The sequence below is a fragment of the Acinetobacter sp. ACIN00229 genome (assembly GCF_016106645.1).
GTDB lineage: Bacteria > Pseudomonadota > Gammaproteobacteria > Pseudomonadales > Moraxellaceae > Acinetobacter > Acinetobacter oleivorans.
Genome location: NZ_JADWOM010000013.1, coordinates 85,671 through 101,156, shown reverse-complemented (window position 1 = coordinate 101,156; position 15,486 = coordinate 85,671). Strand labels below are relative to the sequence as shown.

Annotated in this window: 15 protein-coding genes; 13 read left to right on the top strand and 2 right to left on the bottom strand. The window is 39.1% G+C overall.

Annotation, left to right across the window (positions count from 1 at the left end; translation table 11 throughout):
• Positions 1 to 28: 28 nt before the first annotated feature.
• On the bottom strand, positions 29 to 1,300 hold the full coding sequence (locus I7H67_RS13350) for a sigma-54 interaction domain-containing protein (protein ID WP_198308072.1): 1,272 nt from the start codon (positions 1,298 to 1,300) through the stop codon (positions 29 to 31).
• A gap of 191 nt (positions 1,301 to 1,491) precedes the next feature.
• On the opposite strand from I7H67_RS13350, the gene I7H67_RS13345 reads away from it, so the two are divergent.
• The 4 genes from I7H67_RS13345 (at position 1,492) to I7H67_RS13330 (ending at position 5,969) form a co-directional block, all read left to right on the top strand.
• Complete coding sequence (locus tag I7H67_RS13345; protein WP_198308071.1) at positions 1,492 to 2,187, top strand: MBL fold metallo-hydrolase; 696 nt, start codon at positions 1,492 to 1,494, stop codon at positions 2,185 to 2,187.
• Between the two features lie 9 nt (positions 2,188 to 2,196).
• On the top strand, positions 2,197 to 3,852 hold the full coding sequence (locus I7H67_RS13340; RefSeq protein WP_198308070.1) for a bifunctional protein tyrosine phosphatase family protein/NAD(P)/FAD-dependent oxidoreductase: 1,656 nt from the start codon (positions 2,197 to 2,199) through the stop codon (positions 3,850 to 3,852).
• A 210-nt stretch (positions 3,853 to 4,062) separates the two neighbouring features.
• Entirely contained in the window at positions 4,063 to 4,854 is a 792-nt protein-coding gene (locus I7H67_RS13335) for a sulfite exporter TauE/SafE family protein (protein ID WP_198308069.1), read from the top strand.
• A gap of 110 nt (positions 4,855 to 4,964) precedes the next feature.
• The gene (locus I7H67_RS13330; RefSeq protein WP_198308068.1) at positions 4,965 to 5,969 is read left to right on the top strand and encodes a homoserine dehydrogenase; all 1,005 of its coding nucleotides are present in this window, start codon (positions 4,965 to 4,967) and stop codon (positions 5,967 to 5,969) included.
• A 33-nt stretch (positions 5,970 to 6,002) separates the two neighbouring features.
• On the opposite strand, the gene I7H67_RS13325 is transcribed toward I7H67_RS13330, so the two are convergent.
• Positions 6,003 to 6,920, bottom strand: a complete 918-nt coding sequence (locus I7H67_RS13325) for a DMT family transporter (protein ID WP_198308067.1) — start codon at positions 6,918 to 6,920, stop codon at positions 6,003 to 6,005.
• A 166-nt stretch (positions 6,921 to 7,086) separates the two neighbouring features.
• Here I7H67_RS13325 and I7H67_RS13320 point away from each other — a divergent pair, with 166 nt between their 5' ends.
• From I7H67_RS13320 to I7H67_RS13280, 9 genes are all read left to right on the top strand, one after another.
• Positions 7,087 to 7,941: a helix-turn-helix domain-containing protein gene (locus tag I7H67_RS13320; RefSeq protein ID WP_005305027.1), complete on the top strand. Its 855-nt coding sequence runs from the start codon at positions 7,087 to 7,089 to the stop codon at positions 7,939 to 7,941.
• A 319-nt stretch (positions 7,942 to 8,260) separates the two neighbouring features.
• Positions 8,261 to 9,004 carry a GntR family transcriptional regulator gene (locus tag I7H67_RS13315; protein WP_198308066.1) on the top strand — a complete coding sequence of 248 codons (744 nt, stop codon included), beginning with the start codon at positions 8,261 to 8,263 and terminating at the stop codon, positions 9,002 to 9,004.
• 28 nt (positions 9,005 to 9,032) lie between these two features.
• A complete protein-coding gene (locus tag I7H67_RS13310; RefSeq protein ID WP_133224511.1) occupies positions 9,033 to 10,766 on the top strand; it encodes a fumarate reductase/succinate dehydrogenase flavoprotein subunit in 1,734 nt (577 codons plus the stop codon).
• A gap of 20 nt (positions 10,767 to 10,786) precedes the next feature.
• On the top strand, positions 10,787 to 11,032 hold the full coding sequence (locus tag I7H67_RS13305) for a ferredoxin family protein (RefSeq protein WP_000864073.1): 246 nt from the start codon (positions 10,787 to 10,789) through the stop codon (positions 11,030 to 11,032).
• A gap of 19 nt (positions 11,033 to 11,051) precedes the next feature.
• Positions 11,052 to 12,482: an ABC transporter substrate-binding protein gene (locus tag I7H67_RS13300; RefSeq protein ID WP_198308065.1), complete on the top strand. Its 1,431-nt coding sequence runs from the start codon at positions 11,052 to 11,054 to the stop codon at positions 12,480 to 12,482.
• A 34-nt stretch (positions 12,483 to 12,516) separates the two neighbouring features.
• Positions 12,517 to 13,371, top strand: coding sequence for an ABC transporter permease (locus I7H67_RS13295; RefSeq protein WP_198308064.1), 855 nt, complete (start codon positions 12,517 to 12,519; stop codon positions 13,369 to 13,371).
• A 1-nt stretch (position 13,372) separates the two neighbouring features.
• A complete protein-coding gene (locus I7H67_RS13290; protein WP_198308063.1) occupies positions 13,373 to 14,212 on the top strand; it encodes an ABC transporter ATP-binding protein in 840 nt (279 codons plus the stop codon).
• Positions 14,209 to 15,207 carry a HEAT repeat domain-containing protein gene (locus I7H67_RS13285; RefSeq protein ID WP_198308062.1) on the top strand — a complete coding sequence of 333 codons (999 nt, stop codon included), beginning with the start codon at positions 14,209 to 14,211 and terminating at the stop codon, positions 15,205 to 15,207. The genes I7H67_RS13290 and I7H67_RS13285 overlap by 4 nt, the downstream gene beginning before the upstream one ends.
• Positions 15,191 to 15,472 carry a DUF971 domain-containing protein gene (locus I7H67_RS13280; protein ID WP_198308061.1) on the top strand — a complete coding sequence of 94 codons (282 nt, stop codon included), beginning with the start codon at positions 15,191 to 15,193 and terminating at the stop codon, positions 15,470 to 15,472. The genes I7H67_RS13285 and I7H67_RS13280 overlap by 17 nt, the downstream gene beginning before the upstream one ends.
• Positions 15,473 to 15,486 lie beyond the last annotated feature (14 nt).

The following is a 15,486-nucleotide window of genomic DNA, read 5'->3' as shown; positions in this document are numbered from 1 at the left end:
ATACGCCTTAGACGAGCTAAATACCTAGCTAAAGCTTATGCTTTTGTCTATATCGCCAAAGGGTAGTACGGCTAATTCCAAAAATATTCGCGACCATATTTAAGTTATGGTTATATTTTTCTAAAGCGGCTTGTACATTTTCAGGACTAAGTTCTGTATTTGTCTCGGGTAATTTAACGTAATCCTCTGCATTTAAGAGCTCATTCGGTAAGTCTTCAACTTCAATTTCGTTCTTACCATTTGCCATAGTTAATGCATAAAGCAATGTATTTTTAAGCTCACGAACATTTCCAGGCCAGTCATAGTTTAGCAAAATCTGCATGGCTTTTTGATTGACGTGACGAGGCATCGTGTCGAGTTGAGTAGAGCTTTCTTTTAAAATCTGATCGACAATGAGTGGAATATCGACTTTTCGTTCTCTGAGCGGTGGTATAAAAATTGGAATGACACGCAAACGGTAGAGTAAATCATGACGGAAACGCCCAGCCTTAGCTTCTTCACGTAAAGCTTTATGTGTTGCGGTAATAATTCGGACATTGGCTTGAATCGGTTTTTCACCACCTACAGGAGTAAATTCACCTGTTTCTAATACCCGTAATAATTTAGCTTGAAGCTCTAAAGGAATCTCGGCAATTTCATCCAGAAATAGTGTTCCACCAGCGGCACGTTCAAACACACCTTTATGGTCACGAATTGCTCCCGTAAAAGCACCCTTCACATGTCCAAAGAGTTCACTTTCTAAAATATTAGAATTTAAAGCTGCACAGTTAATCGCTACAAAAATCTTATTTTTACGTTGGCTATAATCATGAATTGCTTTTGCCACCAGTTCTTTACCACTACCAGATTCGCCGCGGACAAGCACTGGAAACTCAGTAATTGCCACTCTTTGAATAATTGAAAACATACGAGCCATTTCTGGCGAGCAGCTATTAAAAACCTTAGCTAAGTCTTCTAATTGTTCTGTTAGCTCTACTTGATTAGCAATATCATTGTCTATGCTAACGGGTTGTAGAATATGTAATTTCCCGATAATGCGATGCTCTGCGATGTAAATATCATTTTCCTGATAGATAAATCGCTTTCTCATTTTAGGAGTATTGATTTCGAGATATTGATTGTGATGATCTTGAGTAAGCGCTGCCATGCTCTCAACAGAAATGTCATCTGTATTAAATTTATAGTGAATTGCTTGAGTCGTTGTATCTGCTAAAAAAAGACTCGCATTTGGGAATAAAGCTTTTAATTGCTCAAATAAAATAAAAAAATCTTGTTCTGACTCAAAATTTAACTTTGCCATTTCATGTGTTTCACAATCGTTTCATTGAAACATACTTGAGTTTCAAAGGAACATCAAGCTAAGTTTATTTTCTAACTTTAATTTTATATCTTATATTAAATATTTGATTTTTATATTTATTATTTAATTTTAAATAATTGGCACCTTATTTGCAAAATATAGGAAAGAAATAAATTATTGGGGTATAAATCATGTTCTTTAAGCAGTTTTTTGAGCAGGAAAGTTCAACTTATACATATATGCTTGGGTGTAAAGAAACTCGAGAGGCTGTTTTAATTGACCCAGTCGCATCAGATATAGAGATTTATACAAAAGAATTAGAGCGGCATCAATTTACGCTCATCTATACCTTAGATACCCATGTTCATGCAGACCATATTACTGCTGCCAGTTTGCTTCGTGAACGTTTTCATTGCAAATCGGTTTTACACCGTAATTCAGATGTAAATTGCGGAGATATTTTAATTACAGATGGTTGCATGCTTAAAGTCGGCAATCTCAGTATTGAAGCACGCTATACACCAGGTCATACCAATGCTTGTACGAGTTATCTAGTTGAAAACATGGTTTTCACGGGTGATGCATTATTAATTGATGGATGCGGTCGAACTGACTTCCAGCAAGGTAATGCAGGGACACTTTTTGACAGTATTCATAAACAACTTTTCAGCTTACCTGACGAAACTATTGTGTATCCGGGACACGACTATAAGGGTCGTTTGTCTTCAACGATTGGTTATGAACGTTTAAAAAATTCACGTTTAGGTCAGAATCGCTCACGAGAAGATTTTATTAAATTGATGAATAATTTAAATCTGCCATATCCAAAACAAATCGATAAAGCGCTACCTGCCAATCAGGCCTGTGGCTCAACTTCACAATCATAAGGTGGCAATATGGAACTTAAACGAGTTAATCAAGAATTTTATGTTGCTGACCAGATTACTGCCGACGATATCGCGAAAATTGCAGATCAGGGAGTAAAAACTCTGATATGTAACCGTCCAGATGGAGAAGGTGCAGACCAACCCAATGTGATTGAAATTGAAGAAGCAGCTCAACAATATGGTCTAAACGTAATTTATCAGCCTGTGACCAGCGGCAAAATTACCGACCAACAAGTTACAGAGTTTAAGCAGCATTATCAGAATGCCCAAAAACCTGTTTTAGCGTATTGCCGTTCTGGTATGCGTGCAGTCAGTTTGTGGGCTTTGGCTGAAGTTGTTCCACAAGATGCAGCGCTGTTAGTTGAATCAGGTAACAAACTTGGATTTAACTTAAAAGGTTTAGTGCCACGTATTTTAAAACGTGACCATGAATCAGCGACAATTCCTTGTTATAGCGTTGTGATTGTGGGCGCTGGAGCAGCAGGAATTTCTGTAGCGTCTAGTCTTTTATGTCGTGAACCTAATTTAGATATTGTCATTATTGATCCGGCAGATACCCATTATTATCAACCGGGTTGGACCATGGTTGGTGGCGGTATTTTCAAACCAGAAATAACCGCACGCTCAATGGCAAGTGTGATTCCTGCAAAAGTAAAATGGATGAAAGCCGCCGTTGCTGGATTTGACCCTGAGCATAATCAGATTATTTTGGAAGGATGCCAACCCATTCAATATAAAGCTTTGGTTGTTTGTCCGGGTTTAAAACTGAATTGGCATGGCATTGAAGGCTTGGTTGAAACCTTAGGTAAAAATGGGGTGACGTCTAACTATCGTTATGATTTAGCACCGTATACTTGGGAACTGGTGCAACAACTAAACAGTGGAAAGGCAATCTTTACCCAGCCGCCTATGCCGATTAAATGTGCAGGTGCTCCTCAAAAAGCAATGTATCTTTCTGCTGACTACTGGTTAAAGCAAGGCAAACTCAAAGATATCTCTATCCATTTTTATAACACCGGCGGTGTTTTATTTGGTGTGAAGGAATATGTCCCTGCACTAATGCAATATGTCGAAAAATATGGTTCTGAACTGCACTTTAACCATCAACTTGTCAAAGTAGATGGGCCTGCAAGAAAAGCATGGTTTAAGGTGGTGAATGATGAAAGTGCAGCATTGGTCGAGACTGATTTTGATATGTTGCATGTTGTTCCACCACAACAAGCCCCAGATTTTATTCGTGCCAGTACACTCACTGATGAATCAGGCTGGGTGAGTGTGAATCCTCAAACCTTACAACACACACAGCATGCCAATATTTTTGCTTTAGGCGATGTGATGAATGCACCTAATGCCAAGACTGCTGCGGCGGCACGGGCACAAGCTCCTATCGTTGCTGTGAATGTTCTAGCACAACTGAACGGTGAGCAAAACTTCTGCGAGTACAACGGCTATGGTTCCTGCCCACTGACTGTAGAGCGTGGAAAGATTGTTCTGGCGGAGTTTGGTTATGGCGGCAAATTACTTCCAAGTTTTCCCAAATGGGTGATTGATGGGCAAAAACCTTCTCGTTTGGCTTGGTTGCTTAAAGAACGGATTTTGCCACCGATTTACTGGCAAGGCATGCTCAAAGGCCGTGAGTGGATGGTCAAACCTGAGCGAGGTTAAGTAAAGCAACGCTTTACCCGAGCGGAAGAGGTTAAGCAAAGTAACGCTTTGTACGAGCGCAAGACGAGAACTATGTTCGAGTTAAGAGGATAAGTAAAGCAACGCTTTACCCTGAGAAGCGATTAAAGCTTCGAAAGAAGGTGAGAACTAGGTTCGAGTAAATACTGTAGTTCATTGCAAATGAAAAACATGAAATTTTAGGCTTCTGATATGTTATTACTTGTCGTTGAAGGCATTGTGATTGGCTTTTTACTTGGTCTTACTGGTGCCGGTGGCGGTATTCTTGCTGTACCTGCGCTCATGACCAGTCAAGGCTGGAGTGTAGCTCAAGCAGCCCCTATTGGTTTATTGGCAGTTGCGCTGTCTACACTGATTGGAACGATTGAAGGGCTATTTAAAAAGATGGTTCGTTATCGTGCTGCAATCTGGATTGCCATTATTGGCGCACCTATGGCACATATCGGCATTTTAATAGCCAACGCGATTTCACCTGTTTGGCTCATGTTAATGTTTAGCTTGGTCATGTTTACAGTAGGTTATCGACTTATTAGTAACCGAGTATCAGACTTTCATAATCCGCCGTGTCAGGTTAACCCAAGTACGGGACGTTTTATCTGGAATTTTAAAACGGGAAGCGTTCTTGCCAGTATCGGAATTATTGCTGGGCTTTTAACTGGCATGCTAGGGGTTGGTGGCGGCTTTGTAATTGTGCCAGCGCTTAGAAAAGTCACAAATTTGGATATGCATAGTATTGTTGCAACGTCACTTATGATTATTTTTCTCATCAGTGGAATGAGTATTGTGATGCATATTGCAGAGGGTTTTCACTATCCAGTAAGCATTACTAGTGCGTTTGCGCTCGCATGTGCAGTTGGTATGTTATTAGGGCGCAGAGCTATTCGTTTTATTCCCTCTGCAATTGTACAAAAAGTCTTTGCTTTAATGGTTTTTGCTGTCGCAATTTATATGGTAGTTAAGATTGTTAATCTCACAAATATCTAAGCGATATAGTATTTTAACTTACCTTTATAAATACAAAGTTTCCAAATGAAGCCTTAACATTAACTTTGGAAAGTTTTTATTTAAACCCTTTAAGTTTTTGAGAAAGCGATATGAAGCGAGTCAACGTGGCAATTTGTGGTTTTGGACGGATTGGGCAACAAATTGCAGAGCTTCTTTTAAATCGATCGACATACTATAAACAAAAATATCAAATTGATGCCCGTTTAGTGGGGGTATGTAATTCATCATCAGGCTTAATTGACCAAGACGGTTTGCAAGCTGCCAAATGGCTAGATAAAACTCAATATCAAGCAGGCCTCACTGAACAAAAGTTTTTAGAGCAGGTACAAGCGGATGTCATTATTGAGACTGGGGCAAGTGATTATGTGACAGGTGGAAAAGGCCTGTTTTATTTAAATTATGCTCTAACACATAACATGAATGCGATAGCAGTATCTAAAGGTGCTTTAGTTGTAGAGGGTAAAAAATTAATTAATTTGGCACATCAACACCATCAAAAATTATTTTTTAGCGGCGCGACGGCTGCGGCTTTACCGACAGTTGATTTGTTTGAATATAACTTGGCTGGCTGCCAAATTTTAGAAATAGAAGGTGTTTTTACCGGAACCACAAATTTTATTTTGAATGATATGTTGCAACATGAATGTGCGTTTGCAGAATCTCTTGGAAAAGCTCAAACAAAAGGGATTGCAGAACCTGACAGCTCTTTCGATGTAGATGGATGGGATACCGCTGCTAAAATTACGATATTGGCAAATACTGTTTTGGGGGCTGATGTAAAAATTCAAGATATTCCAAGACAAGGAATCAGTCATGTCACAGCCGATCATATACGTGCTTGGAAAAAAGAAAATGTAATTCCTCGTCTTGTCGGTTTTATTCATATTAAAAATCAGCAAATTCAAACAGGTGTTGAATTAAGATTAGTTCCGGCAAATCATTCTTTTGCTCATCTGCAAGGTTCTAATAAATGCATTCGGGTGTTAACTCAAGAAATGGGTGAACTTGTTGTAAGTGGAGGAGCATCTGCGCCTTTAGCTACGGCAGCCGCGGCTTTAAAAGATTTTGAGTTGATGCTAAAAACGTACTGCTAGAGATGAATTATTACTTATAAAAAAAGCAGGCTTTTAGGCCTGCTTCTCACAACTTTTTTGACTATTAAATAACTTTTTTCCAATTTCAAACTTACTAAACATTAAGTAGTTACCGAGTAAGATCAATAAAATTCCAAATAATGCATTTAAGGTCCACTCATATCCTTCAAAGAAGGTAGAAACGGTTAGAGCGACTAAAGGGAAAAGTAATGTGCTATAGGCTGCTTTGGCTGCACCAATTCGCCCAACCAAAGAAAAATAAGCCGAGAACCCAATAACCGTACCAAATACAGCCAAGTAAAGTACCGAACTTAAAAATGGGAAATTCATTGGAGGCATTAGATCTTGGCCTGTAAATAAAGCTAGACTTAACATCACCAGTGCACCATAAGTCATAGCATAACAATTTGTTGAAAAAATATTTAGGCCACGTTTTTGGTGTCTAACACTAATCATATTCCCTAAAGAAAAACCGTAAGTGCCTACTGCACATAGCCCAATACCCATCAATAACTGTGCATTAAACTGACTATTAATCAGATCATGCCAAAACAGTAGAACAATACCGCTTAGGCCCAAAAGTGCTGCTGGGGCAAAATTAGGTGATGGTTTTTGCTTAAAAAAGATAAGCGTATTAATAGCATTAAAAAAAACGGCCATCGAAAAAATAACGGACTCTAAACCGCTATTTACATATTTAACGGCGGTATAAAAACAAATAAAGTTTAGGCCGAAAACACAAAGACCTTGTAGCATACAGAACAAATGATCTTTTAAAGCAATTCGCTGTAATTTTCCTGAAAATAGTAAAACAACCCACAGTAATAAGGCTGAAATAGCAAAACGCCATAAAATTGCGACAACGGGCGTTGCATAGTGGCTTTGAACGGCAATTCCAATCCATGTTGTTCCCCAAATCAACACCACCGCAACATAGAGTAAAATATTCATAAGTTCATCCTCGATTACCAAACTTAAGTATCTAGGAATGCTTCATTTTTCACGTATATATTCTTGTGTTGTACATGTAAGATCTTGCGTTTTTTATATGACTGAACTAGCTGAATTTTGCTGAATATGGTTAACTTAAGCTCAATGATATTCGTTTTAATTTTGCATGGCCTATCAAACTTTAGAACAGCTACAGCAATCTAAAGCCAAGCTTCACGAAACTGTGGTGCTTGATGAAAATATGCAACTTGCATTTTGGTCTAATGAACAAGATCGGGTAAGTGTCTGTAGCGATCACCATACTTTAAGTCTTTATATTCAAGATGGCTATGAAAGCTATCAAAAAACACCTGCTGGCTGGAAAAATGGCGGTGGGCCGGGTCGTTTTTGTTTGTTGCCTGAACATCAGGAGTCGACTTGGGATATACGAGGTGGGCTTAAATTCGTTCATTTGTATTATACCGACCAACATTTGCGTGATGTTGCTGAAAAAATATGGGACAAAGAGCCGAATCAAATTGAACTAAATGAAGTTGTCTTTAATGATGACGAAAAGATTCGTGCGCTATATCAGTTTTTCCTACTTGATTGTGATTGGAATGATTCATCAAACCATTTACAAATGAGTACTACTGCCAGTTTATTGTTGAATCATTTAATTCGAAGATATAGTAATGTTAAGTGGCAGCAGCCTGTCATTAAAGGTGGACTGGCACCTCATAAACTCAAATATATTCAAGACTGGATTGAAGGGCATTTAGATCAAGCACTCACTTTGTCAGACTTGGCAAATGTTGTGAATTTAAGTGAATACCATTTTGCCCATATGTTTAAACAGTCTATGAATATGGCACCTCACCAATATGTCATGCAAAGACGTTTAACTAAGGCAAAAGGGCTCATTCAGTCATCTCAGCTTTCTTTACAAGATATTGCTCTAGTATGTGGTTTTAGTTCAGCAAGCCATTTAAGCCATCGCTTTAAACAGTTTTATGGAATGAGCCCTTCACAATTAAGATAACTGATCCACCTTTAATTTTTTATAAAAAATAAACAATTAATTTAACTAGTAGGTTGCTAACTCTTGTGCTTCTGCATTGGGTAACAACATGCAGTAGTTAATAATATGTTCAAATTTCTTGGGCTATCTAGAGTTTTTATTCAACACAAATACATATATCTTTTTTATAACAATAATTAAATTCTATAGATAACCCTACAATAGTTTATTGATATTCATTGAAATTATTTTTTTAACTAAAGTTATCGCTTTAAATTATTTCCAAAGCGGAAACATTTTAAACATTATTTGCTCAAGTTGTTATAACAGGTTCTAAGCCGTGAGCCAGCTACCCCACGATCCCAAAAATCACAAGCCTCTTTATGATCAGTTAAGGGAACTCATCCTTAACAAAATTGTAAATGGTGAATATGCCGTGTTGAGTCAAATTCCATCTGAAAACGAGTTTGCTGAACAGTTCGGTGTAAGCCGAATCACAGTTCGCCAAGCACTCAACCAATTACAGTTGGAAGGCTATATTTTTAAAGTACCAGGTAAAGGGACCTTTGTAAGTAAGCCAAAAACATTCCAGAACATCTCAAATTTGCAGGGTTTTGCAGAAGCAATGTCATCTGCTGGTCACGAAATTTTAAACCGTGTCATCTCGGCCGAGCTTAAACAGATCCCGATGCACGTTGTGCCCAAATTAAAGTTACCTGTTAAAGCCAATGTATATGAAATTCAACGTGTTCGTTTGCTCAACCGTCAACCAGTGTCTTATGAGTTGACTTATTTGCCAGAACATATTGGTTTGAAGCTTAAAGAAAAAGCGATTGATTTACGTACAACCGATATTTTCAAGGCATTAGAACAAGAGTGTGACATCCCTTTGGGACATGCGGATTTAAGCATTGATGCCACTGTTGCGGATGAAGAATTAGCGGCTTTGCTGCAAGTTGAAATCGGAACTCCTGTATTACGGGTCGAACGTTTGACTCATGATGCAAATGGCCAACCGATTGACTATGAATATCTCTATTTCTCGGGCGATACCTTCCAGTACCGTTTACGTATTCATCGTTAATAACTCAGATAAAAATAAGGATTTTACAATGGAAACTAAATATCTTGAGTTCGATATTGTGGTTATTGGTGGTGGAACTGCTGGACCAATGGCTGCGATTAAAGCAAAACAAGAAAACCCGAATTTAAAAGTCTTGCTCATTGAAAAAGCGAATGTAAAACGCAGTGGAGCAATTTCAATGGGAATGGACGGGCTGAATAATGCTGTCATTCCGGGCTATGCAACACCTGAGCAGTACACCAAAGAAATTACGATTGCCAATGATGGAGTGGTTAACCAAACCACTGTATATGCATATGCGAAGCATAGTTTCACAACCATTCAACAGCTCGACCAATGGGGCATTAAGTTTGAAAAAGATGAGACAGGTGAATTTGCAGTAAAAAAAGTACATCACATGGGGGCATATGTTTTACCAATGCCCGAAGGCCATGACGTTAAAAAAGTTTTATATCGTCAGTTAAAGCGTGCTCAAGTCAAAATTAATAATCGGATTGTCACCACAAAGCTTTTAAAAAATGAGCAAGGTGCAATCAATGGTGTACTTGGTTTTGACTGTCGTAGTGGTGACTTTTATGTCATTAAAACCAAAGCAGCCATTTTATGTTGTGGTGCGGCAGGGCGTTTAGGTTTGCCAGCTTCAGGCTACTTGATGGGCACTTATGAAAACCCAACCAATGCAGGTGACGGCTATGCAATGGCATACCATGCAGGTGCTGAACTTGCTAACTTAGAATGCTTCCAGATTAATCCACTGATTAAAGACTATAACGGCCCAGCTTGTGCTTATGTGACCGGACCTTTAGGAGGTTATACCGCCAACAGTAAAGGTGAACGTTTCATTGAATGTGACTACTGGAGTGGTCAAATGATGTGGGAATTTTACCAAGAACTGGAAAGTGGTAATGGTCCTGTTTATTTAAAAGTAGATCATTTGGCCGAAGAAACCATTCAAACCATTGAAGAGATTCTACATACCAATGAGCGCCCAAGCCGTGGTCGTTTCCATGAGGGGCGAGGAACCAATTACCGTCAAGATATGGTGGAAATGCATATTTCAGAAATTGGTTTCTGTAGCGGACATAGTGCTTCTGGCGTATGGGTAAACGAAAAAGCCGAGACTTCGGTTAAAGGATTATATAGCGCTGGCGATATGGCAGCTGTACCTCATAACTATATGCTTGGTGCATTTACCTACGGATGGTTTGCGGGTGTAAATGCCGCGCAATATGTGAATGCAATTGAAGATAGCGAATTAAACCAAAGCGAAATAGAAGCAGAAAAAGCTCGAATATTTGCGCCACTGGATTGTTCAGAAGGTTTACCTCCAGAACAAGTGGAATATAAGTTGCGCCGTTTTGTAAATGACTATTTGCAGCCTCCTAAAACTCGCCAAAAAATGGAAATTGGGCTCAAGCGTTTTGAAGAAATCAAACAGGATATTAAGCGAATCTCTGCAAGGAACCCGCATGAGCTGATGCGTGCCGCTGAAGTTTCTTTTATTCGAGACTGTGCGGAAATGGCAGCTAGAGCTTCACTGTTTAGAGAAGAAAGCCGCTGGGGACTGTACCACTATAGGGCAGATTTCCCTCAAAAAAATAACTCGGATTGGTTCTGTCACGCGCATTTGAAAAAAGATGAACACGGCAACATGGTCAGTTTCAAAAAGCCAATCGAGCCTTATGTGGTTCCGATTAATCAAGATGAAGCTGTGTCGTATGACCGTTTACGCATTCAAAAAGATGTTGCTCTAGCAGACTAAATAAATCAGGAAGTTAAATCATGGCTTTTATTTTTAAAGAAGTACAGCACCGTACTGTCGCACCCGTCATTATCGATGAAGATAAATGTATTGCTGATAAAGGATGCACCGTTTGTGTAGATGTTTGTCCAATGGACTTATTGGCAATCGATCCAACCACTCAAAAAGCTTTCATGCAGTTTGATGAATGTTGGTACTGCATGCCTTGTGAAAAGGACTGCCCAACAGATGCAGTCAAAGTAAATATCCCATACCTACTCAAATAATTAATTTGGAATACGCAACATGAGACAAAATAAATTGATCAATAAAAAACTATTACTCAGTAGCTTAATTGGTGCCATTGTACTTGGTACTTTGGGGTGCGGAAGTAAAACAGAAACTGTGCGTGTAGCGATTGGTACACAAGACACGACCATTAACTGTGCAACAGGTGGGTTGCTGATTCGTGAATTGAATCTATTACCAAAATATTTGCCCAAAGATGGCGAATACAAGAATGTTAAATATGACATTCAATGGAAAAACTTTACCTCTGGTGCACCACTTACCAGTGAGATGGTGGCTGGGCGTCTAGATTTGGGAGCAATGGCTGACTTTCCTGCTGTTAATAATTTAGCGGCATTTAAAAAAGCTGGAAAAGAAAGCATATTTTTAGCGCCATTGTCAGGCAGTATTAATGGCAGCGGTAATGCGATTGTTGTTCCAATTGACTCAAAAGTAACTTCACTTAAAGAGCTAAAGGGGCAAACAATTTCTGTACCTTTTGCCTCAACTGCTCACGGACTATTATTGCGAGCAATTCAAGCTGAAGGTTGGCAACTTGATAAAGATATTAAAGTGATTGCTCAGGCGCCAGAAGTGGCGGGACCTGCATTAAAAAGTCATAAGATTGCTGCGCATGCTGACTTCGTACCATTTGGAGAGTTATTTGCTTACCAAGGTTTTGCTAAAAAAATCTATGATGGTTCACAAGCAAAATCACCTACATTTCATGGTTCACTTGCCAGCAAGGATTATGCACAGCAGCATCCAGAAGTCATAAAAGCTTATTTACAGGCAACTATTGAAGCGAATCGATTGATTCGGGAACAACCTGAAAAATATAGTGAATTTATTGCTGAAAAAACCGGTATTCCTGCCGAAGTGGTCTATCTGTTTCATGGTCCATTAGGTCTGCAAACTCGTGACTTAACGTGGAAACCTGAATATCGAAAAGCCACTCAAATTGCGATAGACACCTTAAAAGTTCTAGGAAAAAACGACGGTACGCTTGATGTAAATAAATTTATTGATGACCAATATATTAAGGACGCATTTCAAGCATCTGGACTTAATTACAGCCAGCAACTGGCCGACTATGCAAAATCACCTTTGGTTGCCAATGACGCTTTAACGGGCCAATCCATCAAAACATTTGATCGGGTAACTCAAATTTGGGTAAAGGGTGAAGAAAAAGTGCGTAGCTATGAAACACCTGAGCATGCTTTTTCTGATTTAAAGAAAATTCAAGCCGCTGGAAAAACGGTGCGTGTGGTTTATAGCCAAGATCATCAGTCCGACATTAAGTTACTTGCCAATCTGGCATGGTATGCCACAGATAAAGCAGGACAAATTCAGGCCTTTTTATTAAAAGATGATGCTGAAAAATGGGCTAAACAACAGGGCGGAAAAGTATATGACTTTAAAGCTATTCAGCTTGTAACCCAGAGCTGATGTGTTGTCTTACCTAATAAGCAGGAGGTGACGAATGAGTAGTTTAGTCCAGACAAAACCTAAAAACCAAAGTACATTTTTGATTAAATTTTTTCAGCAATTGAGATCATATCTGGCGCATTTAAAAAGCTATGTTATTGCTTTTACATCGATAGTTTTCTGGATAGTCATTTGGCAAGGACTAGCTCAGTTTAAAATAAATTTAGGTATTGTGAACTTTAGCAATGTCCCGACACCTTTAGATGTCATTCATGCGCTTTGGGCTTTCTTTCAACTCAGCACTGCATTTGAACATGTTGAATCTAGTGTGTTTCGCGTAGTGGTTGGTTTTGTGCTAGCGGCTTTAATTGGTGTAGGTATTGGTTTGTTAGCAGGACGTTATCAAAAACTTGCTGCATTTCTAATGCCGCCATTAGAAGTATTACGTCCAATTCCAGCAGTTGCATGGATTCCTTTAGCGATTCTGATTTTTCCATCATCAGAAGCTTCCATGATTTTTATTACCTTTATTGGGGCTTTATTTCCAATTTTATTAAACACTGTACATGGTGTTGGTGCAGTTGACCCAAGACTCGTTGCGTCAGCGAAAAGCTTAGGTGCTTCTGATCTAGCTATCATTTATGAAGTCATCATTCCGGGAGCATTACCGAACATCATTACCGGTTTATCTATTGGAATGGGCACTTGTTGGTTCTGTTTAGTGACTGCCGAAATGATTTCCGGACAACACGGAATTGGATATTTCACATGGGAATCTTTCACCTTGCAAAACTATAGCAATATTGTGGTTGGGATGGTGTTGATCGGAGCCTTGGGTATGTTTAGCAGTACCTTGGTGCGTGTGATTGGAAACCGATTTACCCCATGGTATCAACTGAGGAAATCATAAAATGTCAATTACACAAGGCCATGTACGTATTCAAAATCTATCGCTACATTTAGGGCAAGCTAAAAATCGTTTTCAGGCATTAGATCGGGTTAATTTTGAAATACAACCGGGTGAGTTTATATGTCTACTTGGCCCGTCGGGTTGCGGTAAATCAACATTATTAGGTGCTTTGGCAGGACACTTACCCATTAGTTCTGGGACTTTAACGGTCGATAATGAATCTATTTTTGAACCGCATCCAGACAGAGGTTTGGTGTTCCAGCAACATACCTTATTTCCATGGAAAAGCGTGCTTGAAAATATTGCCTTTGGTTTAAAAATGAAAGGCATCGCCAAACAAAAGCGTATTGAACAAGCTCAGAAAATGATTGATCTGGTCGGACTTAAAGGCTTTGAACATAAATTTCCAGCTGAACTTTCTGGTGGCATGCAGCAACGAGTTGAAATTGCGAGAGTACTAATTAATCAACCTCGCATTTTATTAATGGATGAGCCTTTTGGTGCGTTAGATGCTCAAACTCGTTTAAAAATGCAAATGCTATTACTCGAAATTTGGCAAGAAATCCAAACGTCGGTTTTATTTATTACCCACGATATTGATGAGGCACTTTTTTTAGCCGATCGAGTGCTGATTATGAGCCATCGACCAGGGCGAATTATTGAAGAAATTCCGCTTAAGTTTGAACGTCCACGAGACGTTGATCTTGTAACAAGTAGTGAATTTACAGCCATTAAAAAGCATTGTATCCAGACTTTAAAAGAAGCTACTCAACAAGAAGAGTTAAGCCGTTTAAACCCATTAGGGCTTGGAAAGAAATCACAAATTAAGGAATACGAATGAGTTTTTATTATCAAGCTTTAGATGACCTCGATGAATATAATCAGGAATTTCTTGCACAGCTTAATCACGAAGATGAAAAGATTCGCTTTGTTGCTTTAATGAATATTGGCGATGAAGAAAATCCGGATTTACTTCCTTGGTTGCATGCGGCACTGCAACACGACTCTTCAGCTTTAGTTCGTGAAGAGGCGGCAAAAAAGTTAGAAAGTTGGGAAGATCCAACTAGTTTACAAGTATTGGCTCAAGCCTTATTTGATACAGATGTGAATGTGAAACAAGCTGCCAGTCAAAGTTTAAGTGAAGTAAAAAATGCGGCATCAGCCCAGATCCTTGCCCCTTATTTAAAGCATACGGATACTTTTGCTGTTAGTGCAATTTTACGTGCTTTAAAACCTTTACGACCACAGCAATTATTCACAGAGATATCTGCTTTGGTACATCATGAAGATGCTCTAGTACGCCGTGAGGCAGTCAGTGCATTAAGTTGGTTACAACAAGACCAAGCGATTACGTTATTGGCAAAAACAGCTGAAACAGATGTAGATGATGAGGTTCGCCGCATTGCAACAGGTGGTTTGGCCTATAGTCAGAGCATATCAGCTGAGGTGATTCAAGCACTTCAACACTCTTTAACCTCGGAAAGTTGGCAATTAAGAGTCGAAGCTGCACTTACGATTGGAAAATTACATATCGTTCAGCTCGAAACTCCCTTAATTCATGCTTTATCTGATTTATATTGGCAAGTACGTATTGCCGCAGTTCGAAGCTTAGGGTTACTCAAGTCGCGTCTGGCAGTTGCTCATTTGTCTGATAACTTTAATCATGAAATTAGTAACTTGCGTAAAGACGTCGCTTTAGCACTCGGTGAAATTGGTACAGCAGAAGCTCAGAAGCTATTGGAACAACATCAAAATGACTCCGACCCAGAAGTACGAAAAGCGATTCGTATTGGATTAAATCAAATTGGTGAGGTGAAATATGCAAGCCAGACCTGATATTCGTGTTGATACTACAAATAAACAGGTTCACTTTATATGGACCGATGGTTTAAGCGTATCTCTGAGTCATCAAAATTTAAGGGAAATTTGCCCATGTGGCTTTTGCCGAGCGAAGCGAATTAAGCAAATTAAAATTGAAGATCAAAATGTCGAAGTAACAGCTATGTTCGATCAAGGTTACGGTGCCCAAATTTGTTTTAGCGATGGGCATGATAAAGGGATTTTTCCGTGGGCTTTTTTAAAAGAACTTGCTAAGTGCTAAAAAATGCCTTCTGC

Coding starts and splice junctions, on each gene's coding strand:
- I7H67_RS13335 (WP_198308069.1), top strand. CDS start 4,063: ATGTTATTACTTGTCGTTGAAGGCATTGTGATTGGCTTTTTACTTGGT.
- I7H67_RS13320 (WP_005305027.1), top strand. CDS start 7,087: ATGGCCTATCAAACTTTAGAACAGCTACAGCAATCTAAAGCCAAGCTT.
- I7H67_RS13305 (WP_000864073.1), top strand. CDS start 10,787: ATGGCTTTTATTTTTAAAGAAGTACAGCACCGTACTGTCGCACCCGTC.
- I7H67_RS13300 (WP_198308065.1), top strand. CDS start 11,052: ATGAGACAAAATAAATTGATCAATAAAAAACTATTACTCAGTAGCTTA.
- I7H67_RS13345 (WP_198308071.1), top strand. CDS start 1,492: ATGTTCTTTAAGCAGTTTTTTGAGCAGGAAAGTTCAACTTATACATAT.
- I7H67_RS13325 (WP_198308067.1), bottom strand. CDS start 6,920: ATGAATATTTTACTCTATGTTGCGGTGGTGTTGATTTGGGGAACAACA.
- I7H67_RS13340 (WP_198308070.1), top strand. CDS start 2,197: ATGGAACTTAAACGAGTTAATCAAGAATTTTATGTTGCTGACCAGATT.
- I7H67_RS13290 (WP_198308063.1), top strand. CDS start 13,373: ATGTCAATTACACAAGGCCATGTACGTATTCAAAATCTATCGCTACAT.
- I7H67_RS13330 (WP_198308068.1), top strand. CDS start 4,965: ATGAAGCGAGTCAACGTGGCAATTTGTGGTTTTGGACGGATTGGGCAA.
- I7H67_RS13310 (WP_133224511.1), top strand. CDS start 9,033: ATGGAAACTAAATATCTTGAGTTCGATATTGTGGTTATTGGTGGTGGA.
- I7H67_RS13285 (WP_198308062.1), top strand. CDS start 14,209: ATGAGTTTTTATTATCAAGCTTTAGATGACCTCGATGAATATAATCAG.
- I7H67_RS13280 (WP_198308061.1), top strand. CDS start 15,191: ATGCAAGCCAGACCTGATATTCGTGTTGATACTACAAATAAACAGGTT.
- I7H67_RS13295 (WP_198308064.1), top strand. CDS start 12,517: ATGAGTAGTTTAGTCCAGACAAAACCTAAAAACCAAAGTACATTTTTG.
- I7H67_RS13350 (WP_198308072.1), bottom strand. CDS start 1,300: ATGGCAAAGTTAAATTTTGAGTCAGAACAAGATTTTTTTATTTTATTT.